Below are 25,839 nucleotides of genomic sequence, written 5' to 3'. Positions count from 1 at the left end.
GATGTCGCGCACTCAAATCAGCTGCGAGGTATCGCGCATGTAGCATGTCGCAATGTAAAATTTGTGTAAATTATATGTGACTCCGTGCGCAAAAATAGACCAATTTTATGCTGATTTTATAGAGAAAAACACGTCAAAAATCCTTTTACTCTACCGTGGTTCAGAATAGAGTTAACGATAACTAATTAATTTTAAAGATTATTAACGTAATTGTTTTTTGTGCCCTTGACGGAATATTGCAGTTTTTCCTGAGCTTGATTGTACTTGTCTATACGAGTATATGTTAATAAATGCTCAAGAGAAGTAATGTCGTTGATACCTGAAAAACTGGTTGAAGGAAATTGCCGTGACTGCCCAAAACAGATTCCGTGATAATGAGATTCGAGCCGCACGTGGTACAAAACTTACTGCCAAAAGTTGGCTGACCGAAGCCCCGCTGCGCATGTTAATGAATAATCTTGATCCTGAAGTGGCTGAGAATCCAAAAGAGTTAGTGGTTTACGGCGGTATTGGCCGCGCAGCTCGTAACTGGGAGTGCTACGACCAAATTGTAGCAAGCCTGACGCAGTTAAATGATGATGAGACCTTACTGATTCAGTCTGGTAAACCTGTCGGCGTCTTCAAAACTCACAGTAATGCACCTAGGGTATTGATTGCCAACTCAAATTTGGTTCCTCACTGGGCTAATTGGGAACATTTTAATGAACTGGATGCCAAAGGGTTGGCCATGTACGGCCAAATGACGGCGGGCAGTTGGATCTATATAGGTAGCCAAGGCATTGTGCAGGGCACCTATGAAACCTTCGTCGAGGCGGGGCGGCAACATTTTGGCGGTAGCTTAAAAGGGCGCTGGGTATTAACCGCGGGGCTAGGTGGTATGGGCGGCGCACAACCACTAGCAGCAACCTTAGCCGGTGCCTGCTCCCTGAATATTGAGTGCCAGCAGAGCCGTATCGATTTTCGTCTGAAAACCCGTTACGTGGATGAGCAAGCTACAGATCTGGATGATGCATTAGCGCGAATCAAAAAATACACCACTGCGGGTGAAGCGGTCTCTATCGCCTTGTGCGGTAATGCGGCTGAGATTTTACCTGAACTGGTGCGCCGTGGTGTTCGCCCGGATATGGTGACCGATCAAACCAGTGCGCATGACCCGTTGAATGGTTATCTGCCGAGAGGCTGGAGCTGGGAAGAGTATCGTCAACGCGCCCAAAGTGAGCCAGTGTTGGTGGTGAATGCAGCTAAGGCTTCGATGGCTGAACATGTTGAAGCGATGCTGGCCTTCCACAATATGGGCATCCCAACATTTGATTACGGTAATAATATTCGCCAGATGGCACAGGATATGGGTGTGACTCACGCCTTTGATTTCCCTGGTTTTGTCCCCGCTTATATTCGGCCGTTATTCTGCCGTGGTATTGGCCCGTTCCGCTGGGTCGCGCTCTCTGGTAACGCCGACGACATTTATAAAACAGATGCGAAGGTTAAAGAACTCATCCCTGATGATGAACATTTGCACCATTGGTTGGATATGGCTCGCGAGCGTATCAGCTTCCAGGGGCTGCCGGCGCGTATTTGCTGGGTCGGCCTGGGTCAGCGCGCTAAATTAGGTTTAGCCTTTAACGAAATGGTACGTAGTGGTGAACTGTCGGCTCCGATTGTCATTGGTCGCGACCATCTTGACTCCGGTTCGGTCTCCAGCCCTAATCGTGAAACCGAAGCTATGCAAGACGGTTCTGATGCGGTCTCTGACTGGCCGCTGCTCAATGCATTGCTGAATACTGCGAGTGGCGCGACTTGGGTGTCGCTGCATCATGGTGGTGGTGTGGGCATGGGCTTCTCTCAGCACTCTGGCATGGTGGTGGTTTGTGATGGTAGCGACGAAGCCGCCGAACGTATCGCCAGGGTACTACATAATGATCCTGCGACTGGTGTGATGCGTCATGCCGATGCGGGCTATGATATCGCCATTCAATGTGCACAAGAGCAGGGGTTGAATCTGCCAATGGTTGCCGCGACTCAGGGGAAACCTTCATGAAAACAAGCATTAAAACAACAATGGAAACAATGACACTGTGCCCAGGGCAGATGACGTTGGCTGATTTGCGGCATATTTATCAACATCCGGTACATATCATGCTGGATGATAGTGCTTACGCCCCCATTCAACAAAGTGTGGATTGTGTGCAAGCCATATTGGCAGAGAAGCGCACCGCTTATGGTATCAATACCGGATTCGGTCTATTGGCATCTACCCGTATTGCCACGGAAGATCTGGAAAATCTACAGCGCTCGATTGTTCTTTCCCACGCTGCGGGTGTTGGCGAACCCAATGATGATGCCATTGTGCGCCTGATTATGGTGTTGAAAATCAACAGTTTGGCTCGTGGTTTTTCGGGCATTCGGCTAGAGGTTATTCAGGCGCTGATAACATTGGTTAATGCCGAAGTTTACCCTCATATTCCACTAAAAGGCTCTGTAGGTGCTTCTGGCGATCTGGCACCCTTGGCCCATATGAGCTTGCTGTTGCTCGGTGAAGGCAAGGCTCGTTATCGAGGGGAGTGGCTGGATGCGCGTACTGCGCTGACCAAAGCTGGTTTGCAACCACTCACGCTGGCAGCAAAAGAGGGGCTGGCGCTGCTTAATGGTACTCAGGTTTCTACCGCTTATGCGCTACGCGGCCTATTTGAGGCAGAAGACCTCTATGCTGCGGCTTCTGTCTTCGGCAGCTTGACGGTTGAAGCGGCATTAGGCTCCCGCAACCCATTTGATGCCCGTATCCATGCGGCACGAGGCCAGCGCGGGCAGATTGATGCTGCCAGCACTTACCGCCATCTGTTAGGTGACCGTAGCGAAGTATCAGAGTCCCACCGTAATTGTGACAAAGTACAAGATCCGTACTCTCTGCGTTGTCAGCCGCAGGTGATGGGGGCTTGTTTAACTCAAATGCGTCAGGCCGCTGAAGTGTTAGCTATCGAATCTAATGCGGTATCGGATAACCCACTGGTCTTTGCTGAGCAAGGCGACGTGTTATCTGGTGGCAACTTCCATGCTGAACCAGTGGCGATGGCGGCAGATAATTTGGCATTGGCACTGGCAGAAATAGGTTCATTATCAGAGCGCCGTATTTCGCTACTCATGGATAAACATATGTCGCCGTTACCGCCATTTTTGGTGGAGAACGGCGGCGTAAACTCTGGCTTTATGATTGCGCAGGTTACTGCTGCGGCTCTCACCAGTGAGAATAAAGGGCTGGCATTCCCTTCCAGCGTCGACAGTATTCCTACCTCGGCGAATCAGGAGGATCATGTTTCTATGGCTCCCCGCGCAGGTAAACGCTTGTGGGAAATGGCTGAAAACGTACGAGGTATTTTGGCCGTGGAGTGGCTGGCCTCGTGTCAGGGGCTGGATTTGCGTAAAGGCTTGAAAACGTCAAATGCGCTGGAGCCAGCTCGTCAGCTATTGCGCCAGCATGTGGCTTACTACGAAAAAGATCGTTTCTTTGCCCCCGATATTGAAGCTGCCAGTCAGCTCATTGCACAGCGTCATATGAATGAACTGATGCCACCGCATCTTCTACCCAGCCTCTAATAAATAAAAAATAGTCATCACTTTTGCCTATAGGTGATCCCAGCTAACGGGATCACTCTCTGAACCCCTGCCTGAAAGGGCACAAATTTTGCGAGAATGTACCATGAAGAATGATTCATCCACGCTGAAACGCGGTCTCAGTGCGCGACATATCCGGTTTATGGCGTTAGGTTCCGCCATTGGTACCGGCTTATTTTATGGTTCTGCCGAGGCGATTCGTCTGGCGGGGCCAGCCGTTTTACTCGCTTACCTGATTGGTGGTGCTGCCGTGTTTATGGTGATGCGCGCACTGGGTGAGATGGCGGTGCATGATCCAGTTGCCGGTTCGTTTGGGCACTATGCCAGCCGTTATCTTGGGCCATTAGCGGGTTTTCTGACCGGTTGGACCTATACCTTTGAGATGATTATCGTGGCGCTGGCTGATGTCACCGCATTCGGCATCTATATGGGGCTGTGGTTCCCTGATGCCCCGCAGTGGGTTTGGGTGCTAAGTATTATTTTCTTTATTGGTGCGCTAAATCTCTGTTCAGTCAAAGTCTTTGGTGAGATGGAGTTCTGGTTATCTCTGCTAAAAGTGACGGCGATTATTGCCATGATTGCCGCAGGTTTGGGCATTATGATGTTTGGTTTTGGCGCGGGTCATGAGAATACTGGCGTCAGTAACTTATGGTCTCACCAAGGGTTTATGCCAAATGGTATCACGGGGGTGATTGCCTCATTTGCGGTAGTGATGTTTGCTTTTGGTGGTATTGAAATTATTGGGGTGACGGCCAGTGAGGCGAAGAACCCGGAAAAAGTATTACCCCGCGCCATTAATACCGTGCCAGTGCGTATTCTGCTGTTCTATGTTTTGACACTATTTGTCCTGATGGCTATCTATCCGTGGAATAGTATTGGGCAGAATGGCAGTCCATTTGTCGAAATTTTCAGCAGATTAGGTATAAGCTCTGCCGCTAATATTCTCAATCTGGTGGTGATCACCGCCGCTATTTCGGCGATTAACAGTGATATCTACGGGGCTGGCCGCATGATGTATGGCATGGCGCAAGAAGGGCTGGCACCTAAGTGCTTTAGCCGCCTGACACGAAATGGCGTGCCTTGGATGACTATTTTGGTGATGGCAATTGCGCTGTTATGTGGTGTGGTGCTGAACTATCTGATTCCGAAAAATATATTCCTGATTATCGCCTCGATCGCGACCTTCGCCACAGTTTGGGTGTGGTTGATGATTCTGATATCGCAAGTGGCAATGCGCCGTTCAATGAGTAAAGAAAATGTCGCCAGATTGGCCTTTCCTGTGCCGTTTTGGCCGCTGGCACCGATTCTGACCATTATCTTTATGGCATTCATTATTGCGGTTCTGGGGTATTTCCCTGATACCCGCATTGCCATGTATGTTGGCTTGGCGTGGGTTGCCTTAATGACTCTTGCCTGGTGGATTTGGTTGCGTAAGTCTCCATCGCGTACCCTTCAGGCGCAGGTAGAAAGCCCCGGAGCATAATGGGATTAGGGTAATGATTGGCTGCTGGTAGAGGATCCAGCGGCCAAACTTAAGTTGTTAAGAGTGAGCCGCTAACCTCGCATAAATTAATTCCCTAGCTGGGCCTAATATCAAAAATGCTAATGGTAACCTAAGTCATTATTTTATGGGGCAGCATGATCAACTCGATATTGCACCGGCACAAGATTAAATCAGATACTTTAAATTTTACGGGCATATTTAATGTCACTTTGAGATTCAAGAGATATCGGATAATTAGCCTGTTTGTCGAGATTCATTTGACAGCAATAACGGCATGCTGATTTATTTATATCGCATTATATACCAAGAGAATATTTTGCGTTTAATGTAGCGGCGTGGCCAGATGGTGATAAACTGACCTCAATTGTGAAAAATTATAGACCTACGGAGTAACGGCCCATGCTTGGCATAGCCATTAAGCGGTGGATTAAACGGATTATACTGGTCTTGGTGGTAATGTCCGTAACCATACTGGCAATACGTATTTACGATACACAACGTGGTCCGAAGCTTGAGCTTTGGCACACTTTCGTTCCCCATGAAATGCACGCGGCTGAGATTGATAAAGCCAGTTGGGCGGATTACATAAAAACTGAAAATAACATTTTCGATGAAGTTCGGATAAATGTTACCGAAAAATTGGAACCAAGAACTCAGGTTCCACTAAACCGCTATTATTCTGGTAGTTCGATCTACCCGCCACATTTTAAAAATGACTGGAATCGTTCTTATATTCTGCAACCTGATGGGCAACCGAAAGGTGCTGTGGTATTGCTGCATGGTTTGACCGATACCCCTTATAGCTTGCGCCATATCGCTGAAAATTATCGTCAGCGTGGTTATGTTGCCATCGGTATCCGTTTGCCAGCCCATGGATCTGTACCCGCAGCCCTGACAGATGTTGAATGGCAGGATTGGTTAGCCGCAACTCGTCTGGCAGTGCGTGAGGCCAAAGCGCTTAGTGGTCCAGATTTACCCTTGCATGTCGTTGGCTTCTCCAATGGCGGTGCGCTAGCAATGAAGTACACACTGGACTCAATGGATGACCACAAACTGGCGAAACCTGCGCGGGTGATATTGATCTCTCCAATGATTGGCGTGACTAGTTTTGCGCGTTTTGCCGGTGTTGCTGGCTGGCCAGCTATCTTCCCCGCCTTTGCCAAAGCGGCTTGGTTGGGGATAGTGCCTGAGTTTAATCCTTTCAAATACAACTCGTTCCCGGTCAATGCCGCGCGTCAGTCCTATTTGCTCACTTCTGTGTTGCAGCAGCAAATTGCGCGTGATGCCAGAAACAATAAGATGGATGAGTTGCCGCCAATTCTGACTTTCCAGTCATTAATGGACTCAACGGTTAGTACCCGTGCTGTGGTAACTGCGCTCTACAATCACCTGCCGAAAAATGGCAGCGAAGTGGTGCTGTTTGATTTGAACCGCGCAGCCAGCTTCGGCCCGCTACTGAGAACATCTTCTTATACCGCGCTGGCTCGCTTATTGCCGCCGCCGCCACGTAATTACAGTGCCACTGTGATCACCAATGTTTCGCCGCAAAGTAATGAAACATTGGCGATAACCACACTGGCAGGTGAAACCAACGAGACTTCAGTGCCAACTGGCTTGGTCTATCCGCCGGATATCTTCTCGTTGTCTCACGTCGCATTGCCATTCCCAATGAGTGATTCATTGTATGGCCGCTACCCTGATCCGCGTGACCAATACGGTATCAGTTTGGGGACCTTTGCCGCGCGTGGTGAACGTGCGGTGCTGGTGGTTGGATTGGATTCATTGATGCGCATTTCGTCCAATCCGTTCTATCCGTATATGTTGCAGCGGATAGACGACAAGATAGATACCCCTGCTCAGTAAGATTGCTTTGAAGCCCCCAAAATTGGGGGCTTTTTCATAATGAGTGCCATACTTTTAAGTTGAACTGATTCTTCATATTTATTGACCCTGAAAGGAGAGCACTATGTCTATCGAAAAAGTCGTATACCGCGCTAAAGCTAAAGCCACCGGTGGTCGTGACGGGCGGGCAACATCCTCTGATGGCGTATTAGATGTGAAATTAGGTGTACCTAAAGAGATGGGTGGTGCGGGTGGCGCGGTGACTAATCCAGAGCAATTGTTTGCTGCGGGTTACTCGGCCTGCTTCCTTGGCGCACTGAAATTCGTTGCATCAAAAGAGAAGGTCAAAATCCCTGACGATGCCAGCATTGAGGGCACTGTCGGTATTGGTGCCATTCCGACCGGCTTTGGCATTGAAGTTCAACTGGATATTAGCTTGCCGGGGATTGAGCGCAGTGCCGCCGAAGATTTAGTGAAAAAGGCGCATGTTGTCTGTCCATACTCCAATGCAACTCGTGGCAATATTGATGTTACTTTGAATATTAAATAAGCCACCTCTCTCCTCAGAAGCCCATGGGAATTCTCTTGTGGGCTGTATCTTCCTACTTTTTCCCCTAAGTCTCTTTTGTGCTGTTTTTGAGCAAATCTACCAATATGGTCTACATAGAGTTTGCGTTAGCTCGCGGACTGGTCCACTAATAGCCGCTAAGATAATTCTCGCAGCAAGATTCAATAGCCTGCTTATTGATATCACACTGAACCTGAAAGGAGGTTCACTGTCTGATTGATTCAAGCCGCAAATAGTGTCTTTGGAGACCTGGCGTTTTATGGACAGAGTGAAATCTTTATCGCAGCAAAGTATTTCTTTGTTGTTGGCTGTTTATATTGGAATTTTCCTGAATATCTCTGTCTTTTATCGTCGTTTTGACTCCTTCAGCCAAGGTATCCAAGGCATAAAAGTATTGACTGCTATCATCGAAGTGATGGCAATCATCCTCTTTACCTTTTTTGTTATGCGGGTGATATCACTCGGTGGCCGATGGTTTTATCGTGTGGTCGCGAGTTTATTGGTGCTAATTTCTGTTGCCGCCAGCTATTACATGACTTTTTTCAATGTCGTGATTGGCTATGGCATCGTGATTTCTGTATTAACCACGGATACCGACCTTTCGAAAGAGGTCATCGGGCTGCATTTTGTGGTCTGGATGGTACTGGTCAGTGCGTTGCCGCTGCTACTTATCTGGAAAAACTCCTTACGATTCACTCTGCTTGAGCAATTTAAGACCCCCGGTCAGCGCATTAGGCCCATTTTATTGATGATGGCTGCGGTAGCGCTGGTTTGGCTGCCACTTCGCTATCTGGATAATGTGCAAACCACTAATGAGCAGTTGAGAACCGTGGATTTACCGAGTTATGGCGGCGTGGTTGCTCACTCCTATTTGCCCTCTAACTGGTTGGCAGCACTGGGTTTATACGCCTATACGCAATACAACGAAAAGTATGATGCAGTCACACTGTATAACCCAACTGAGCATCATACTTATGTCGCACCCGCCGGTATTGATGAAACCTATGTGGTGTTTATTATTGGTGAGACGACCCGCTGGGATCATATGGGGTTGCTAGGCTATGCACGTGATACCACCCCTCGTTTAAGTAAAGAGAAGAATCTGGTCGCTTTCCGTGGCACATCCTGCGATACCTCCACCAAACTCTCGCTGCGCTGTATGTTTGTGCGCGAAGGTGGTGCGGAAGATAATCCGCAGCGCACACTGAAAGAGCAAAATGTATTCGCCGTCATGAAATCATTGGGGTTCACTTCTGAGCTGTTCGCCATGCAGAGCGAGATGTGGTTCTACAATAATGCGAACACTGATAACTATTCGTTCCGAGAATTAATTGCCTCGGAGAAACGTAACGACGATAAACCGGTAGATGACATGCTACTGGTTGATGAGTTGAAAGAGTCACTTGGGCGCTATCCGGAAGGTAAGCATTTGGTGATCCTGCATACCAAAGGTTCACACTATCTATACTCCCAACGCTACCCCCGCAGCTATGCCCGCTATCAGCCAGAATGTATGGGTGTGGATGATTTTTGCAGCAAACAACAACTGGTAAATTCCTTTGATAACAGCGTGTTGTACACCGATTCGTTTATCGCCAATGTAATTGACCAAATGCGCGATAAGAAAGCATTGGTGTTCTATGCTGCTGATCATGGTGAGTCCATTGACGATAACTCTCACTTCCACGGCACCCCACGAGAAATGGCCCCGCCAGAACAATTCCGCGTGCCATTAATGGTTTGGGCTTCAGACAAATTTTTGTCACAACCTGAGCACCTCGCTGCTTTTGAGCAACTGCAAGCAGAGCAGCGGGTGGGCAAAACACACCGCCATGTTGAACTGTTTGATTCAATTTTGGGCTGTTTAGGCTACACCTCACCGGATGGTGGGATTAATGAACAAAATAACTGGTGTCAGGCTCCTGCCAGACATTATCAGCCGATAATATAATCAATTAGCACGGTTATAATTAGTTCTGGCTCGATTTTTGACGCCAATCTCCCTTGGCGCAATAAGCTTGCGGTATACTACAGGCTCAGACCATCACTGGTTGGAGTTCTTGATGACTTACCGTGTTGTTTTTATTGATGATCATGACATTGTGCGCTCAGGGTTTGCTCAGCTACTTTCTCTGGAAGAGGATATTCAGGTGGTGGGGGAGTTTAATTCGGCAAAGCAGGCTCGCGCCGGGCTACCGAGTTTACAGGCCAATATTTGTATTTGTGATATCTCCATGCCCGATGAGAGTGGCTTAGATTTATTGCAGGATCTTCCGTCAGGGCTAGGGGTCATTATGCTGTCGATGCATGACAGCCCGGCGCTGGTCGAGATGGCGTTAGAGCGCGGCGCGCGCGGGTTTCTCTCCAAACGTTGTAAACCGGAAGATCTGGTTTCAGCCGTGCGAACCGTGGGTAGTGGCGGTGTCTATTTGATGCCAGAAATTGCTCAACAACTGGCTCGTATTGCCGTCGACCCCTTGACCCGCCGTGAGCGTGAGGTGGCGGTGTTACTGGCGCAGGGGATGGAAGTACGCGAAATTGCAGAGTCGCTCGGCCTGTCACCTAAAACCGTCCATGTGCATCGCGCTAACCTATTTGCCAAGTTGGGTGTCAGCAATAATGTGGAGCTGGCGAAGCAGGTTCTGAACCTATGATGCAGCGTTTGATCATGTCAGTCGCGTTGTTTTTTATCTATACCACTGCAACTTTCTGCTTATGGTCAATCGGCACTCAACTGGTTGATCGGCCCTTACAGGCACTGCTGTTATTCCCCTTTGGCCTGCGAATGGGCATTTTATTGCAAAGCCCACGTCAGTACTGGCCGGGTATTCTGCTGGGTGACGCACTACTGTGGTGGCTGCTAACCGATCAGTTTGGTTACGTCGATCTATTGTGGTACGCGCTCCCCCTCCTGTTGGCGACTACCCTATTGGCCGTTTTTGCTTCCCCCTGGTTATTGCGCCATCAGAAAAACAGCAGCGAATGGCAATGGCCGTTGATGCAAGGCGCGGTGATCCTGGCTGCCGCCTTGATACAGGCCGTGGGATGGCAAATCGCGAGTCAACAGGGGGCGATGGCATTATTGCTGGGGCTGGTGGGAGGCTTTACTATCGCGCCTACCTGCTTGTTATTGTGGCACTATTTTGCACGCCAGATTTGGTTACCCTTAGAGCCGGGGCTGATTCATAAGCCGATTAATCTGCGTTTGCAGCATATCATGTGGTATCTGCTGCTATTCGCGCTGAGTATCTGGTTGCAGTATCAAGTCACCGAAACGGATTTGCACCTGTTTGCGCCATTCTGCCTGGCTATTCCGATTGTCTTTATGTCTTACCGCTATGGCTGGCAAGGGGGCGCGGTGGCGACACTGCTGAATGGCGTGGTGCTATTGATCAATACGCCGACGCAATTGGACTCCCATCGCGACCTGCTACTGTCACTGCTTGCGCAGAGTTTGACCGGCTTATTGCTGGGGGCGGGCATTCAGCGTCAGCGGGAATTGAATCAACAACTGCAAATCCGCTTGAATGAAAATCGTGAGTTAGCGAAAGCATTAGTGGTGGCGGAAGAGCACGCCCGTCGTGATGTGGCACGAGAGCTGCATGATGAGGTAGGGCAGACAGTGACCGTGATCCGTACTCAAGCCAGTATTATCAGGCGCTTGACCGCCGAGCCGCCAGTGCTGACCAGCGCCGAGATGATAGAGACGCTGGCACTGCGGGTCTATGATGGCGTCCATGATGTGTTAGCTAAATTGTGGCCAGCAGCATTGAATAACTTGCCGTTATCGGCGGCAGTTGCGGCATTGATGCGCGAACTGATCCCGCAAGACCAATCCGTCGTGGGCGTATTGAATTGGCAGTTGGATGATCATCCGATAGACGAGACGCTGAAAATCACGCTATACCGTATCTGTCAGGAGGGCGTGACCAATGCCTATCGCCATGGGGCCGCCAGCCGGATTGAGATTAATGCACGGCAGGATAAACAGAAAATATATCTGACGATCCGTGATAACGGAAAAGGTATAGATTTGGCCACATTAACACCGGGGTATGGGCTGCGTGGTATGCAATCTCGAGTCAGCGCGCTAGGGGGCAGCTTTAGCCTGAGTGTCGATCAGGGCACCTGCTTAAATGTGATCCTTCCCGCAGTTTCATCGCCAGCTAATGAAAACTAAGAAATATTCTCGGATGCGGCGGGAATTTCTCTGATGGGGTTCGCGCGCGCGCGCATCATGATGATGGCACTTGTAAAAATATCCTGAGGTTCAACATGTGGTCTTTCCTCAAAAGCCGCGATAACGTACCGCCAGTAACGAATCAAACACAAATTGATTCCTCTTATAAATATTGGCGCATTCAATTAATGTGGACGATGTATATCGGCTACGCGGCATTCTATTTTACCCGCAAAAGTTTCACCTTCATTATGCCCGCCATGCTTAGTGATTTAGGCCTGACGATGTCAGATGTTGGGATCTTAGGCACACTGTTTTATATCACCTACGGCTGCTCTAAATTTATCTCTGGCATGATCAGTGACCGCTCAAACCCGCGCTACTTTATGGGAATTGGGCTGGTCATGACCGGGATTATCAATATCCTGTTTGGCATGAGCTCGTCACTCTTGGTATTTGGTACGCTGTGGATTCTTAATGCGTTCTTCCAGGGCTGGGGTTGGCCGCCATGCTCCAAAATCTTAACCAGCTGGTATTCACGCTCAGAGCGCGGTGGTTGGTGGGCGGTCTGGAATACCTCCCATAATTTTGGCGGGGCATTAATCCCACTGTTAGTCGGTTTTATCTCTCTACATTTTAGCTGGCGCTACGGCATGATTATTCCCGGTATTATCGGTGTAGTGATTGGTTTGCTGATGTGTTGGCGCTTGCGCGATAAGCCAAGCACCATGGGGTTGCCGAGTGTCGGTAAGTGGCGCAATGATGCCATGGAGCTGGTGCAGGAGTCAGAGGGCCAAGGGTTATCGAATAAAGAGATAGTGAAGCGCTATGTGTTAACCAATAAATATATCTGGTTGCTGGCGGTATCCTATGTACTGGTTTATATCGTTCGTACTGCAATTAATGACTGGGGAAATCTCTATTTAACGCAAGAGAAAGGCTACTCATTGATGACCGCCAACTCAGCAATTTCATTATTTGAAGTGGGCGGGTTTATTGGCTCGCTGGTGGCGGGCTGGGGATCTGATAAGTGGTTTCGCGGTAATCGTGGGCCAATGAACCTGATTTTCGCCATTGGTATTTTCCTCTCTGTCGCGTCGTTGTGGATTATGCCGGGGGTCAGTTATGTCTTGCAGGCGGGCTGCTTCTTCGCCATTGGTTTCTTTATTTTTGGCCCGCAGATGCTGATTGGTATGGCTGCTGCTGAATGCTCACATAAAGACGCAGCAGGTGCTGCCACCGGCTTTGTTGGGTTGTTTGCCTACTTAGGTGCGGCTTTATCTGGCTACCCTATTGCTCGTGTGATGGAGATTTGGCACTGGAATGGTTTCTTTGTGGTGATTTCCGTTGCCGCCTGCTTATCTGCTTTCTTCTTGCTGCCATTCCTGCGGGCGCAGTCGCCGCAGCTAAAACCTGTGGAAGCTTGATTTAAGCTCGAAGTGATGCTGTTTTGACCGCGGGTGATGATATAAGCAACAGTCGCCAGCGGGGTGTTAAAAAGTGATTGACGCTCTAGGATCGTAGCAGTAAGATGCGCCCCAATTCGGCGAGTAGCGCAGCTTGGTAGCGCAACTGGTTTGGGACCAGTGGGTCGGAGGTTCGAATCCTCTCTCGCCGACCAAATTTAAGAACCCTGACAGAAATGTCAGGGTTTTTTTGTTTTTATTGCACGTTATTTTCAACCCATTACTGAATAAAAATTATAATATCGTCACCGTTTTATCGCCTGCATAATAGCAACTTGCCGTTATATATCTTGGGAAGTGATAATTGTTGGTTAGGATTAATCTCTCGCAAAAATCATCTGTTTATAATTTCTTAAAACGAATAGGCTTACTAAAATATCACTTAAATAAGATAATAGCATAGTCTGAAATTCGCTATTTAAGGCCAATGTTGTTACAGGTCTTTATTTCTATAATAAAGGTTGTTTTAATTATGAATGTAATAAGAAACAATGGAGTAATGGAACGTGTAATATTATATTTTGTACCAATAGTCGTGCTGATTTTTTCCATTGAAATTAAGGCCAATTTAGTCAGGCAAGATCAGCCGATAATAGATACTCTATTTCCTATTGAGGAGGAGTGTTTTGCTATTAACTCTGTTGAGTTAACGGGGGTGAATAAATTTTCTAATGAGACGAAGCTAAAAAAAATAGCGCAGGATGCATATGGGCACTGTTTAGGTGAGCAGGGCCTTAGTATTTTAACCAACCAATTAAAGAATCAGCTCATTGCTGATGGCTATATCACCTCAACGTTAGTCATACCGGAACAACGCCTTGATGGCGGAACCTTATATATCACACTGACTCCGGGGCTGATTAATAATATTGTGTATGAAGCAACCAATGACAATTATGCACAGTTAAATACTATTTTTCCCAGTAAATCTGGGGATTTGCTTAATTTACGCCATCTTGAACAAGGATTGGATAATTTACAGCGTTTGCCTACGGTAAACGCCACGATGGATGTAGCGATAAATCGTGATGACTTAAGCAGTGATATTATTATTAAGCGTCAACAATCTCGCTTTTTCCGTATTAATACTTTTCTGGATGATGCAGGGAATGATATTTTTGGCCGTTATCGCGTCGGTGGAACGTTATTTCTTGATAATCCATTCTCATTAAGTGATCTGGCTTATTTCTCTACCAGTCGAGATTTTGATTACCACCATGATAAAGGCCATAATTATTTTTCACTGCATTATTCGTTACCTTACGGTAATTGGTTACTGAGTATGACTGGTAGTCGGGGGAGTCGCTACCAATCTTTGTTATTGGCAGAAACTGCTTTTAAATATCAAACACGCTGGCACTCCTTAGATATGCAAACTCAACGATTAGTGATGCGAGGCTATAATTATAAGGCTGTAGCTAATGCAGGGGTATTGATTCGTAATACCAACCGCTTTTTGGGTGATATTGAGATCGGTGTTCAACGGCTTAATACCATAGACTGGCAACTGGGATTGCAATATTTATATTATTCCCATTGGGGTACGTTCAATGGGGGAGTGACTTACCAGCAAGGTACTAATTGGTTTAGCGCGCGCCCAGCACCAGGGCTTACTGGGGGGGTAGCGGCAAGGTTGATTAACGTCAACGCTTCACTGGATATTCCGTTTCAACTGGGCGAGCAACGTTTTCATTATCAACCGATTTTCAGCCAACAATATACCCGCTCAAATCTCACGATACAGGATAATTTTCTAATTGGTGGCCGAGGTTCAGTGCGTGGGTTTAATGAGGGGAGTGCGTTGGCTGATTCTGGTGGGTGGTTCTTAAGAAATGAAGTGGCCTGGTATAGCCCAGTAGCTGGTCTGCAACTGTATGCCGGTATTGATTACGGCCAAGTCGTTGAAGAAAATAAGCCTCTACTTTCCGGTAATGCTCTCGCAGGTGCTGCAAGTGGTTTTCGTGGGAGATATCACCAGATTGGTTATGATTTTTATTTTGCTATTCCTTTAATTAAACCCGCGAATTTCTCTACCGACTCTTTAGTGTCTGGCTTCGCTATTAGCTGGCAATATTAACTTATTTTATATATAGCCGTTTACTTTTCAACTTGTGATTGTTTTTCTCTTGCCGGCTATTGTGACTTATATCCCAGTTAAATGAGGATTTTTAATGACTAAAGTAAATGTGAGTTTACATGACATATGCTATGGAATTCTTCTTTTGTCTTATGCGCCTCCATTCTTATATGCTGAGGTTGTTGTTGATCGAACAGCGCCCAAGAATAATCAACCTGACTTATATTATCACATCGAAGAAAAGAAAATGTGCAAAATGCAAAATGCTTATTGTCAGGGGGGTAAATATACTGTCATTGATATTCAGACACCAAACTCGGAAGGGATATCTCATAATAAATACGTAAAGTTTAATGCAGAGAAAGGCAAAGGTTATAATAAGATAATATTTAATAATATTGTGGCATCAGAAAAGAACGGGAATTCAAACTTAATCAATGGTGAGGCAGTCGTAATATTAAATGAAGTCACTTCAATGAGTAAAAGTCAGCTTGATAGTCTTTTGATCGTTGCCGGGCAATCTGCCGATATCATTATTGCTAACCCGGCAGGAATAAGTTGTAACGGTTGTCGTTTCAGAAATACAGATTATGTGACGTTAACGACCGGAGTTCCTGCATTCAAAGGTGATAAGCTCGCTGGTTTCAATGTTTATCAAGGTAATATATATATCGGGAAAGAAGGTTTGCAACATAATGAATATATGGATAACTATTTGGACTTGTTTTCTGAATCATTGAAAGTTGATGGCAAAATAGAAACAACCGATCTATTGTCCATCAGTGGAAAAAATGCAATTAGCTTTAAAAGCGACAATAAATTATGGCTAAGGTCATTGGCGGGGTTTTCCTATAATTCTAAGAGTGAAATTGGTACAGATGTCAGTCAACTTGGTGGGATGTATGCCAATAAGATTTTTATTGTATCGAAAAGAAGTGGAAGTAGTAATCAAGGAGAAATTATTGCTGATGACATCGTCAGTATAAATTCTGATTTTTTTATTAGTAATGTATCAGGAAAAATAGAGAGTCATAAGATAAAATTAAAAAGTACCGGGTTAATAGATAATAGTAAAGGTAGAATAAAAAGTGAAAGACAAGGAGCAAATTACAATCAAAAAGAAAAATTTGGCGTCAGAATCAAAGGGGGATTAATTAAAAATCACGAGGGCAGTATTTATGCTAATAGTGGTTATGTTTCTATGGAAGCAAAAAATGCATTTTATAATAATAATGGTGATATTAGAACATTAGGCAGCTCAGGTCCGGCAGATATAAAGATTAAAGCTAAGAGTATGAATAACCTTAATGGTAGTGTCATTAGTTCAGATAATATCAAGGTCAATGCGAATGTTTTTCAAAATAATCATGGTAGAGTCATCAGTGCTTTTGACCAAGTTGATCTGCACTATAAAATATTAAGTAATAAAAAGGGAGTTATAAGAGGTGGTTTAGGGGTAAGTAAAAATATTAAGCCTTAATGGTTGATTTAGTTACACACCCTAATTATTTACCGGGCTATCGGTGTTGAACAGCGATGCTACTGGGTAGCTTAAATCATCTTTTTGATAAGGCACTGGCGCGATTAGGAGTCTGGCACTGATTTGGGGCACTCTTGTGGTGCGCTACTCGTCGAGCTGATATTGATCGTTACCCGCGTAATAGCACTGTGCGGGATTGCTCTTTTTTAACGACACGCAAGATGTGTACGATTATGGCTGTATGTGACAAGGTTCGCGTCACTTATCGGCTGCCATAGCAGCATTTCCTCCTGTTTTCTGTCGAAATAACAAAAAAATCTGAACGGATATGCATCATTTAGCAACAAAGTTTTTCGGTTTGTCTCTGGGTATTACCACTGCTTTATTTTAATTGCCCAGTTAATCCCGCTGGCAAAGTGCTGCTAGCATAAATTTTCATGCTATGAATGTTAACGGGAAGTTTTTTTTATGTTTGCATGCTGTTTCTCATTGTCCTGATAAATCCTTTCAAACCGTATTGACGTTGCCACCAAGTGTTGCCAAATTGGTACCCTCAGGGGGAGTAATCGAGTGCAGTTTGGGTCATTCCACGCGTCCAAAATTGCTGTTGCGATGATATTTATCCAACATCTCAATCCCGCATCCCTGCGGCTAATGGGCCAAAACGGTACAGACCACGGACGAAAAAATTATAGGGTCTGGCCGTACACACAACACACATCACCATAATGGAGCACAAGCGATGACGATTTCCTTGGGAAAAACAGGGATACTGAAATTCGGTATTGGGCTGATTGCACTGACCGTGGCGGCCAGTGTACAAGCGAAAACATTAGTATATTGTTCTGAGGGTTCTCCGGAAGGTTTCAACCCGCAGCTATTTACTTCGGGTACGACGTATGACGCAAGCTCTGTTCCTATCTACAACCGTCTGGTTGAATTCAAACTCGGTACAACCGAAATTGAACCCGGTCTGGCTGAGAAGTGGGAAGTCAGTGAAGATGGTAAGAGCTACACCTTCCACCTGCGCAAAGGCGTGAAATGGCAAGATAACAAAGAGTTCAAACCGACTCGCGATTTCAACGCTGATGATGTGATCTACTCCTTCATGCGTCAGAAAGATGATAAGCATCCGTACCATAAAGTCTCTGGTGGTAGCTATGAGTACTTCCAGGGTATGGGTATGGGTGATTTGATCACCAATATCGTTAAAGTTGATGACAACACTGTTCGCTTCGAACTGGCCCGTCCGGAATCCCCATTCCTGGCTGACCTGGCGATGGATTTTGCGTCAATTCTGTCTGCCGAATATGCGAACAACATGCTGAAAGCCGGCACACCGGAAAAAGTCGATTTGAATCCAATCGGCACCGGTCCGTTCCAGTTGCAGCAGTACCAAAAAGACTCCCGTATCCTGTACAAAGCCTTTGATGGCTACTGGGGTACTAAGCCAAAAATTGATCGTCTGGTCTTCTCTATTACGCCAGATGCGTCAGTTCGCTACGCTAAATTGCAGAAAAATGAGTGTCAGGTTATGCCGTACCCTAACCCGGCAGACATCGCTCGCATGAAAGAAGACAAAACCATCAACCTGATGGAGCAACCGGGCCTGAACGTCGGTTACCTCTCCTTCAACGTTGAGAAAAAACCACTGGATAACGTTAAGGTTCGCCAGGCGTTGACCATGGCGGTTAACAAACAAGCCATTATCGATGCGGTTTATCAGGGTGCAGGCCAGGCGGCCAAGAACCTGATCCCACCAACTATGTGGGGCTACAACGATGAGGTGAAAGATTACGCTTACGATCCTGCTAAAGCGAAAGAGCTACTGAAAGAAGCCGGTCTACCAGATGGTTTCGCCATTGACCTGTGGGCAATGCCAGTTCAACGCCCGTACAACCCGAATGCGCGTCGTATGGCTGAAATGATCCAGTCTGACTGGGCGAAAGTGGGCGTGAAAGCCAAGATTGTGACCTATGAGTGGGGCGAATACCTCAAGCGTGCTAAAGATGGCGAGCATGAAACTGTGATGATGGGTTGGACCGGGGACAATGGGGACCCAGACAACTTCTTCGCCACCCTGTTCAGCTGTGATGCGGCAAAACAAGGTTCCAACTACTCCAAGTGGTGCTATAAGCCGTTTGAAGAGGTGATCCAGCCAGCTCGTGCTGAGTCTGACCATGACAAACGTGTCGCGCTTTACAAACAAGCTCAGGTTGTGATGCATGATCAAGCGCCAGCGCTGATTGTTGCTCACTCAACCGTGTACGAGCCAGTGCGTAAAGAAGTGAAAGGTTATGTTGTCGATCCGTTGGGTAAACACCATTTCGAGAACGTATCCCTGGATTAATTTTAACCTGCTAGACGACCGGTGAATGTGCAAACTGCATGTTCACCGGTTTCTTTGTTTAGGTTAAGACAGATACAGATGTGAGCCATATAACCTTCCCCAATATGTGTCATTGTCGCAGAAATTTTGAGCATGGACAGCGCACAAGCACCGGAGCGTACACGCAGTACGTGACGGTGGTGAGCACTGCCCTAGGTCAAAATGGCAAGTAAAATAGCTTATTGGGAAGGTTTAATAAGCGGGGTTGCCCACGAGCAGCCTGGCATTCTACACAGAGAGTTCGGGATATGTTGCAGTTCATACTCCGACGTTTGGGGTTAGTTATCCCAACGTTTATCGGCATTACTTTGCTGACCTTTGCTTTTGTTCATATGATCCCGGGCGACCCGGTGACCATCATGGCCGGGGAACGCGGTATCTCCACCGAGCGTCATGCTCAAATCATGGCAGAAATGGGGCTGGACAAGCCTCTCTATCAACAATACTTCCACTATGTGAATGGCGTATTACATGGCGACCTCGGCATCTCGCTAAAAAGCCGTATTGCCGTCTGGGAAGAGTTTGTCCCACGCTTTAAAGCCACGCTGGAACTTGGGATCTGCGCGATGCTGTTTGCTATCGCCGTGGGGATACCGGTTGGAGTGCTGGCGGCAGTCAAACGCGGCTCAATATTCGATCATACCGCAGTTGGGATCTCTCTCACCGGCTACTCGATGCCTATCTTTTGGTGGGGCATCATGCTGATCATGCTGGTTTCGGTGCAATGGAACCTCACCCCGGTCTCCGGGCGAGTCAGCGATACGGTGTTCCTGGATGACAGCTTGCCACTCACCGGTTTTATGCTGATTGACACCTTAATCTGGGGTGAACCGGGTGATTTCAAAGATGCGGTGATGCATATGATTTTACCGGCCATCGTCCTGGGTACCATCCCTCTGGCGGTTATCGTGCGCATGACCCGCTCCTCCATGCTGGAAGTGTTGGGCGAGGATTATATCCGCACAGCACGGGCCAAGGGCCTGAGCCGGATGCGCGTAATTGTGGTTCATGCATTGCGCAATGCCTTGCTGCCTGTGGTGACGGTGATCGGTCTGCAGGTCGGCACGATGCTGGCTGGGGCGATTCTGACGGAAACCATCTTCTCCTGGCCGGGATTGGGCCGCTGGTTGATGGATGCACTGCAACGCCGTGACTACCCGGTAGTACAGGGCGGGGTGTTGCTGGTCGCGATCATGATTATTTTAGTTAACTTGCTGGTAGATGTGCTCTATGGCGTAGTTAACCCGCGTATTCGTCACAAGAAATAAGGGGCGCAGAATGTCTCAACTTACTGAGTCGACAGTAAAAAGTGCGCCGAAGCCAATGACTCCCTTGCAGGAGTTTTGGCACTATTTCAAGCGCAACAAAGGGGCCGTGATTGGCCTGTTTTACATCATTATTATGCTGGTGATTGCCGCCGGTGCCACCTGGCTTGCCCCACACGGGCCAGCAGAGCAGTTCCGCGACGCATTACTGAAACCTCCGGTTTGGGAAGAGGGTGGCAGTTGGAAATTCCTGCTGGGCACCGATGATGTGGGCCGCGATGTCCTGTCCCGCCTGATGTATGGCGCACGACTCTCATTGTTAGTCGGCTGTCTGGTAGTTGTGCTGTCACTGGTGATGGGGGTCGTTTTCGGATTACTGGCCGGTTACTTTGGCGGCATCGTCGATGCCATCATCATGCGGGTTGTCGATATCATGCTGGCCCTGCCAAGTCTGTTACTGGCGCTCGTTTTGGTGGCGGTGTTTGGGCCTTCCATTGTGAATGCCTCGTTGGCGCTCACCTTTGTCGCTCTACCGCATTATGTGCGCTTAACGCGCGCAGCGGTGCTGGTTGAGGTCAACCGCGACTACGTGACGGCCTCACGCGTGGCCGGTGCGGGTGCGATACGCCAAATGTTTATCAATATTTTGCCAAACTGCCTCGCGCCATTAATCGTGCAGGCCTCTCTCGGCTTCTCTAACGCCATTCTGGATATGGCGGCTCTCGGCTTCCTCGGCATGGGTGCGCAACCACCAACACCGGAATGGGGCACCATGCTCTCTGACGTGTTGCAGTTCGCCCAAAGCGCCTGGTGGGTCGTGACCTTCCCCGGTGTGGCGATCCTGCTAACGGTTCTGGCGTTTAACCTGATGGGGGACGGCCTGCGTGATGCTCTCGACCCCAAACTCAAGCAGTAACAGAGGTAGAGAGAGATGGCACTTTTAAATGTAGATAAATTGTCGGTGCACTTCGGCGACGAAGGCGCGCCGTTCAAGGCCGTAGACCGTATCAGTTACAGCATTGAGCAAGGGCAGGTGGTCGGGATTGTTGGTGAATCTGGCTCCGGTAAATCAGTCAGCTCACTGGCTATCATGGGGCTGATTGATTACCCCGGCAAAGTGATGGCCGAAAAGCTGGAATTTAACGGCCGCGACCTGACCAAGATTTCTGAAAAAGAGCGGCGTCAGTTGGTGGGGTCGGAAGTTGCGATGATCTTCCAAGACCCAATGACCAGCCTTAACCCATGCTACACCGTCGGTTTCCAGATTATGGAAGCGCTGAAGGTGCATCAGGGCGGTAACCGTAAAACGCGTTTTCAGCGGGCGGTGGATCTGCTCACACTGGTGGGCATTCCTGATCCCGCTTCACGTTTGGATGTCTACCCGCACCAGCTCTCCGGTGGGATGAGCCAGCGCGTGATGATTGCCATGGCGATTGCCTGTCGACCCAAGCTACTGATTGCCGATGAGCCGACAACCGCGCTGGACGTAACCATTCAGGCGCAAATTATTGAGCTGCTACTGGAGTTACAGCAGCGTGAAAATATGGCGCTGTTGCTGATTACCCATGATCTGGCACTGGTGGCCGAGGCGGCACACCACATTATTGTGATGTATGCCGGTCAGGTGGTAGAAACCGGTAAATCATCGGAAATCTTCCGCGCACCGCGCCACCCATACACGCAGGCGTTGTTGCGCGCCTTACCGGAGTTTGCTCAGGATAAAGCGCGTCTGGCTTCTTTGCCGGGTGTGGTGCCGGGTAAGTATGACCGCCCAGAGGGCTGCCTGCTCAACCCACGCTGCCCGTATGCCAATGATCGTTGCCGCCGTGAAGAGCCTGAATTGCTGGGGCCAGCGGGGCGTCAGGTTAAATGCCATACACCGCTCGATGATGCGGGGAGGCCGACCCTATGAGCCAGAATAAAACTGAAATGAAACCAGAATCCCAAGCCGGCAAGCCACTGTTGCAGGCCATTGATCTGAAAAAATACTATCCGGTCAAAAAAGGTTTCTTTGCTCCGGAGCGCCTGGTTAAGGCACTCGATGGGGTGTCATTCACCTTGGAGCGTGGCAAAACCTTGGCGGTGGTCGGGGAGTCGGGCTGTGGTAAATCCACGTTGGGCCGCCTACTGACCATGATTGAGATCCCAACCGGTGGTGAGCTTTACTATCAAGGGCAGGACTTGCTCAAGCCGGATGAAAGTGCGGAAAAACTGCGCCGTCAGAAAATCCAGATTGTATTCCAGAACCCCTATGGTTCACTGAACCCACGCAAGAAAGTGGGGCAGATACTGGAAGAGCCGCTGCAAATCAATACCAAACTCAGCAGCAAAGAGCGCCGTGAGAAAACATTGGCGATGATGGCGAAGGTCGGCCTGAAAACCGAGCACTATGATCGCTATCCTCACATGTTCTCCGGTGGTCAGCGCCAACGTATCGCGATTGCGCGCGGCTTGATGTTAAACCCGGATGTGGTGATTGCTGATGAACCTGTCTCGGCGCTGGATGTATCCGTACGGGCGCAGGTATTGAACCTGATGATGGATTTACAGCAGGAACTGGGGCTGTCTTACGTCTTTATCTCCCATGATCTGTCTGTAGTTGAGCATATCGCCGATGAAGTGATGGTGATGTATCTGGGCCGTTGTGTTGAAAAAGGCAGCAAAGAGGCCATTTTTAACAATCCACGTCACCCATATACGCAAGCATTGCTATCGGCGACACCGCGCCTGAATCCTGATATGCGCCGCGAGCGCATTAAGCTGACGGGCGAGCTACCTAGCCCGATGAGCCCGCCGCCGGGTTGTGCGTTCAATGCGCGCTGCCGTCGAGCTTTTGGTACTTGTACTCAGTTGCAGCCGCAACTAAAACAGTATGGTGACCAAATGGTGGCTTGTTTTGCGGTTGATCAGGATGAGGCGGAGCAAGCCAGCTAATCTGACAACATCGCCATATTGATTTGCATGAAAAAACAACGTCAGAGTGAGAAATGGCACTCTGACGTTGCGATCTTGGTAGGAAAACACTGAAACCCACGGTATTCTTCCCCTCCGGTGTAGCATCACCAGATAAAATCTGAAAGCGATCGAGTATACTCAGACAGAATCGACGGGTAGCCCCATGATGTGGCAACCACTTTTTTTATTCAGTCGGCATTGGCGGAGAGCGAGTTTGCGGGTAAGGCGTTCATTAACGATAAAACAGATGGCGGCAGTTGCAGTGGTTGCACTGGTGACTATCTGCATTTTTATCGTCCTTCAGTTATTCCACTTTGTGCAGCAGCGCAAGGATGACTATGCCAGGCAGTTGGAGAGTATCGCTTATTCGGTTCGCCAACCCCTGTCCGAAGCAATATTAAGCGTTGATGTCCCGCAAGCCAAAAAAATCCTCAATAGCCTATTGCCGATTGGCATTCTCAGCCGCGCTGAAGTCATTTTGCCGAACCAAATTCAGGTGTTGCACGCCAACTTTCCCACGGAGCGGCCTGTTCCCCGCTGGGCTAAGCGAATTTTTTCCCTGCCGGTAGAGATAACGCTACCGCTGTATGCGCTGGAGCGAGTCTCCGCCAATCCGCAACCACTGGCGCATTTAGTGTTGCGGGCCGACTCATATCGGATGTACCAGTTTATTCTCAGCGCGCTGTCAGCCATGCTTTCGACCTATCTGTTATTGGCATTAGTGCTTTCGGTCTCTATCGCCTGGTGTATTAATCGGCTGATTATTCACCCGCTAAGGGCGATAGCGAAAGAGCTGGAAAAAATTGGTCAGCAAGGTGTGCTGCATCACCAACTCACCTTACCCGCCCACCATCAGGATGATGAGCTGGGGGTCTTGGTGCACAACTATAATCGTAACCAACAGTTATTGGCCGAAGCCTATTCGGATATGAGCCGCATCAGTACCCGCTTCCCGGTCACTGAACTGCCCAACCGTGTGCTGTTTAAGCAACTGCTTGAGCAGGAAATTAGCGGTGGAATGCGGAGTGAAAAATTCCATCTGCTGGTGATTGGCATCGAAACCTTGCAAGAGGTTTCCGGCGTGATGAGTGAAGAACAGCACCGCCAGCTGTTGCTGACGATGGCACAGCGCCTTGAGCAATGTATCGATGAAAATAGCTTGTTGGCGCAACTGAGTAAAACCGAATTTGCAGTGCTGGCCCGTGGCATCAGTCGCCCCTTCCCTGCCATGCAACTGGCGCGGCAAATGATGCTACAAATTACCCAACCACTGCTCTTTGGCGATATCCAGCTGCGACCCAGTGCCAGTATCGGGATTGCCGAATACCAATCCCAAGATGAGACCGCCGAATCCCTGATGCGCAATGCCAGTACGGCGATGATGGCCGCCCACCATCAGGGGCGAAACCAGATTTTCGTGTTTGAACCGCATTTGATTGAGAAAACACAAAAGCGCCTGACCCACGAAAATGACATCTTACAGGCGATTGAAAACCGCGATTTCACACTTTTCTTACAGCCGCAATGGAACATGCAAGATCAGCGGGTTATCGGTGCTGAAGCACTGTTACGTTGGTGTCAGCCGAACGGCAGCTATCGCTCACCTTCCGAATTTGTCCTAGGGGCAGAAGAGGGGGGCATGATGATGCCGCTGGGTAACTGGGTGCTGGAGGAGTCGTGCCGCATTCTGGCAGACTGGAAGGCCCAAGGGATTACTTTGTCACTGGCGGTGAATATTTCCGGCTTGCAGGTACAAAGTGACCAATTTCTGTCGCATCTGCAAAACCTAATCAATCAGTATCAGATAGATCCGCGCCAGCTGTTGCTGGAAATAACCGAGACCGCCCGCATTCAGGATCTTGATGAAGCACTGAGGTTGCTGCGCGAATTGCAAGGGCTTGGCTTATCTATCGCCTTGGATGACTTTGGTATGGGGTATTCAAGCCTACAATATCTCAACCACCTGAAAAGCTTACCGATCGACATGATTAAGCTGGATAAGAGCTTTGTGAAGCACTTGCCAGAAGATGATGCCATGGCGCGTATTGTGGGTACTATCTCCGAGGTGCTGAAGCTGCGAGTGATGGCTGAAGGAGTCGAAACGGATGAGCAGCGCCAGTGGTTGTTGAAGCACGGTATTCTGTGTGGGCAGGGCTTTTTATTTTCGCCGCCGTTACCACGTGAGGTGTTTGAGGCACGCTATACCCTTCGCCCTTGACGCAGCAGCGTTGTTAGCTGCGCTCACTCACCCGAATCACTGATTAATGTCAGCTCATCGGGATTCGTTTGTTTGCTGCCTAGCTGTCACGCCAATGTCTTTGGGTATCATCCTTCGTTCTTGAGGCTAACCCGAGTGCTGACAAACCCCGATGGCTCGATCGGGAACGGTGAGGACAGGCGGAAGAGTAAAGCGTCCGCGCCAGGGATGGCGCGGCTCGAGCCTCCAGGGGAGCCTGTACATAGATTTGTGTAATTGCCTAATTTTGATATGTTCAATTAAACAT

General features: G+C 48.4%; 17 protein-coding genes and 1 tRNA gene. All 18 read left to right on the top strand.

All coding sequences use genetic code 11. The features are described 5' to 3' along the window. Positions 1-346 precede the first annotated feature (346 nt). The 18 genes from hutU to hmsP all read left to right on the top strand — a co-directional run bounded on the left by hutU (position 347) and on the right by hmsP (position 25,553). Entirely contained in the window at positions 347-2,038 is a 1,692-nt protein-coding gene (gene hutU / locus AACW11_RS08505; protein WP_212586461.1) for a urocanate hydratase, read from the top strand. Between the two features lie 20 nt (positions 2,039-2,058). Next, positions 2,059-3,591 (top strand): histidine ammonia-lyase, encoded by a 1,533-nt coding sequence (hutH, locus tag AACW11_RS08500; protein WP_212586495.1) that lies wholly within the window; start codon positions 2,059-2,061, stop codon positions 3,589-3,591. Between the two features lie 103 nt (positions 3,592-3,694). Beyond that, complete coding sequence (locus tag AACW11_RS08495; RefSeq protein ID WP_212586460.1) at positions 3,695-5,092, top strand: amino acid permease; 1,398 nt, start codon at positions 3,695-3,697, stop codon at positions 5,090-5,092. A 420-nt stretch (positions 5,093-5,512) separates the two neighbouring features. Then, positions 5,513-6,976 (top strand): alpha/beta hydrolase, encoded by a 1,464-nt coding sequence (locus AACW11_RS08490; RefSeq protein ID WP_212586459.1) that lies wholly within the window; start codon positions 5,513-5,515, stop codon positions 6,974-6,976. A 103-nt stretch (positions 6,977-7,079) separates the two neighbouring features. Further along, complete coding sequence (locus AACW11_RS08485; protein WP_212586458.1) at positions 7,080-7,505, top strand: organic hydroperoxide resistance protein; 426 nt, start codon at positions 7,080-7,082, stop codon at positions 7,503-7,505. Between the two features lie 277 nt (positions 7,506-7,782). Further along, positions 7,783-9,474 (top strand): kdo(2)-lipid A phosphoethanolamine 7''-transferase, encoded by a 1,692-nt coding sequence (eptB, locus tag AACW11_RS08480; protein WP_212586457.1) that lies wholly within the window; start codon positions 7,783-7,785, stop codon positions 9,472-9,474. 112 nt (positions 9,475-9,586) lie between these two features. Continuing rightward, the gene (gene uhpA / locus AACW11_RS08475; protein WP_212586456.1) at positions 9,587-10,177 is read left to right on the top strand and encodes a transcriptional regulator UhpA; all 591 of its coding nucleotides are present in this window, start codon (positions 9,587-9,589) and stop codon (positions 10,175-10,177) included. Beyond that, entirely contained in the window at positions 10,174-11,703 is a 1,530-nt protein-coding gene (gene uhpB, locus AACW11_RS08470; protein ID WP_212586455.1) for a signal transduction histidine-protein kinase/phosphatase UhpB, read from the top strand. Before uhpA ends, uhpB begins: the two co-directional genes overlap by 4 nt. A 95-nt stretch (positions 11,704-11,798) precedes the next feature. Continuing rightward, positions 11,799-13,130 carry an MFS transporter gene (locus AACW11_RS08465; RefSeq protein WP_145518373.1) on the top strand — a complete coding sequence of 444 codons (1,332 nt, stop codon included), beginning with the start codon at positions 11,799-11,801 and terminating at the stop codon, positions 13,128-13,130. A 117-nt stretch (positions 13,131-13,247) separates the two neighbouring features. Then, positions 13,248-13,324, top strand: a tRNA-Pro gene (locus tag AACW11_RS08460). A 344-nt stretch (positions 13,325-13,668) separates the two neighbouring features. Next, positions 13,669-15,246, top strand: coding sequence for a ShlB/FhaC/HecB family hemolysin secretion/activation protein (locus AACW11_RS08455; protein ID WP_339379050.1), 1,578 nt, complete (start codon positions 13,669-13,671; stop codon positions 15,244-15,246). Positions 15,247-15,340: 94 nt separating this feature from the next. Then, a complete protein-coding gene (locus AACW11_RS08450; RefSeq protein WP_212586453.1) occupies positions 15,341-16,726 on the top strand; it encodes a two-partner secretion domain-containing protein in 1,386 nt (461 codons plus the stop codon). Positions 16,727-17,468: 742 nt separating this feature from the next. Beyond that, positions 17,469-19,076, top strand: coding sequence for a dipeptide ABC transporter periplasmic-binding protein DppA (gene dppA, locus AACW11_RS08445; protein ID WP_032897640.1), 1,608 nt, complete (start codon positions 17,469-17,471; stop codon positions 19,074-19,076). 287 nt (positions 19,077-19,363) lie between these two features. Continuing rightward, positions 19,364-20,383 (top strand): dipeptide ABC transporter permease DppB, encoded by a 1,020-nt coding sequence (gene dppB, locus AACW11_RS08440; protein ID WP_032819080.1) that lies wholly within the window; start codon positions 19,364-19,366, stop codon positions 20,381-20,383. Between the two features lie 10 nt (positions 20,384-20,393). After that, entirely contained in the window at positions 20,394-21,296 is a 903-nt protein-coding gene (gene dppC / locus AACW11_RS08435; protein WP_212586452.1) for a dipeptide ABC transporter permease DppC, read from the top strand. Between the two features lie 15 nt (positions 21,297-21,311). After that, positions 21,312-22,292 carry a dipeptide ABC transporter ATP-binding protein gene (dppD, locus tag AACW11_RS08430; protein ID WP_212586451.1) on the top strand — a complete coding sequence of 327 codons (981 nt, stop codon included), beginning with the start codon at positions 21,312-21,314 and terminating at the stop codon, positions 22,290-22,292. A 17-nt stretch (positions 22,293-22,309) separates the two neighbouring features. Next, positions 22,310-23,314 (top strand): dipeptide ABC transporter ATP-binding subunit DppF, encoded by a 1,005-nt coding sequence (gene dppF, locus AACW11_RS08425; RefSeq protein WP_212586494.1) that lies wholly within the window; start codon positions 22,310-22,312, stop codon positions 23,312-23,314. 235 nt (positions 23,315-23,549) lie between these two features. Further along, positions 23,550-25,553: a biofilm formation regulator HmsP gene (gene hmsP, locus AACW11_RS08420; protein ID WP_212586450.1), complete on the top strand. Its 2,004-nt coding sequence runs from the start codon at positions 23,550-23,552 to the stop codon at positions 25,551-25,553. Positions 25,554-25,839 lie beyond the last annotated feature (286 nt).

It is taken from the genome of Yersinia sp. Marseille-Q3913 (genome assembly GCF_963892745.1).
GTDB classification, from domain to species: domain Bacteria; phylum Pseudomonadota; class Gammaproteobacteria; order Enterobacterales; family Enterobacteriaceae; genus Yersinia; species Yersinia bercovieri.
Note: the sequence above shows the minus strand (reverse complement) of the source record. Positions and strands in the feature narration are given on the sequence as shown.

Coding starts and splice junctions, on each gene's coding strand:
- hutH (WP_212586495.1), top strand. CDS start 2,059: ATGGAAACAATGACACTGTGCCCAGGGCAGATGACGTTGGCTGATTTG.
- AACW11_RS08495 (WP_212586460.1), top strand. CDS start 3,695: ATGAAGAATGATTCATCCACGCTGAAACGCGGTCTCAGTGCGCGACAT.
- AACW11_RS08490 (WP_212586459.1), top strand. CDS start 5,513: ATGCTTGGCATAGCCATTAAGCGGTGGATTAAACGGATTATACTGGTC.
- AACW11_RS08485 (WP_212586458.1), top strand. CDS start 7,080: ATGTCTATCGAAAAAGTCGTATACCGCGCTAAAGCTAAAGCCACCGGT.
- eptB (WP_212586457.1), top strand. CDS start 7,783: ATGGACAGAGTGAAATCTTTATCGCAGCAAAGTATTTCTTTGTTGTTG.
- uhpA (WP_212586456.1), top strand. CDS start 9,587: ATGACTTACCGTGTTGTTTTTATTGATGATCATGACATTGTGCGCTCA.
- uhpB (WP_212586455.1), top strand. CDS start 10,174: ATGATGCAGCGTTTGATCATGTCAGTCGCGTTGTTTTTTATCTATACC.
- AACW11_RS08465 (WP_145518373.1), top strand. CDS start 11,799: ATGTGGTCTTTCCTCAAAAGCCGCGATAACGTACCGCCAGTAACGAAT.
- AACW11_RS08455 (WP_339379050.1), top strand. CDS start 13,669: ATGGAACGTGTAATATTATATTTTGTACCAATAGTCGTGCTGATTTTT.
- AACW11_RS08450 (WP_212586453.1), top strand. CDS start 15,341: ATGACTAAAGTAAATGTGAGTTTACATGACATATGCTATGGAATTCTT.
- dppA (WP_032897640.1), top strand. CDS start 17,469: ATGACGATTTCCTTGGGAAAAACAGGGATACTGAAATTCGGTATTGGG.
- dppB (WP_032819080.1), top strand. CDS start 19,364: ATGTTGCAGTTCATACTCCGACGTTTGGGGTTAGTTATCCCAACGTTT.
- dppC (WP_212586452.1), top strand. CDS start 20,394: ATGTCTCAACTTACTGAGTCGACAGTAAAAAGTGCGCCGAAGCCAATG.
- dppD (WP_212586451.1), top strand. CDS start 21,312: ATGGCACTTTTAAATGTAGATAAATTGTCGGTGCACTTCGGCGACGAA.
- dppF (WP_212586494.1), top strand. CDS start 22,310: ATGAAACCAGAATCCCAAGCCGGCAAGCCACTGTTGCAGGCCATTGAT.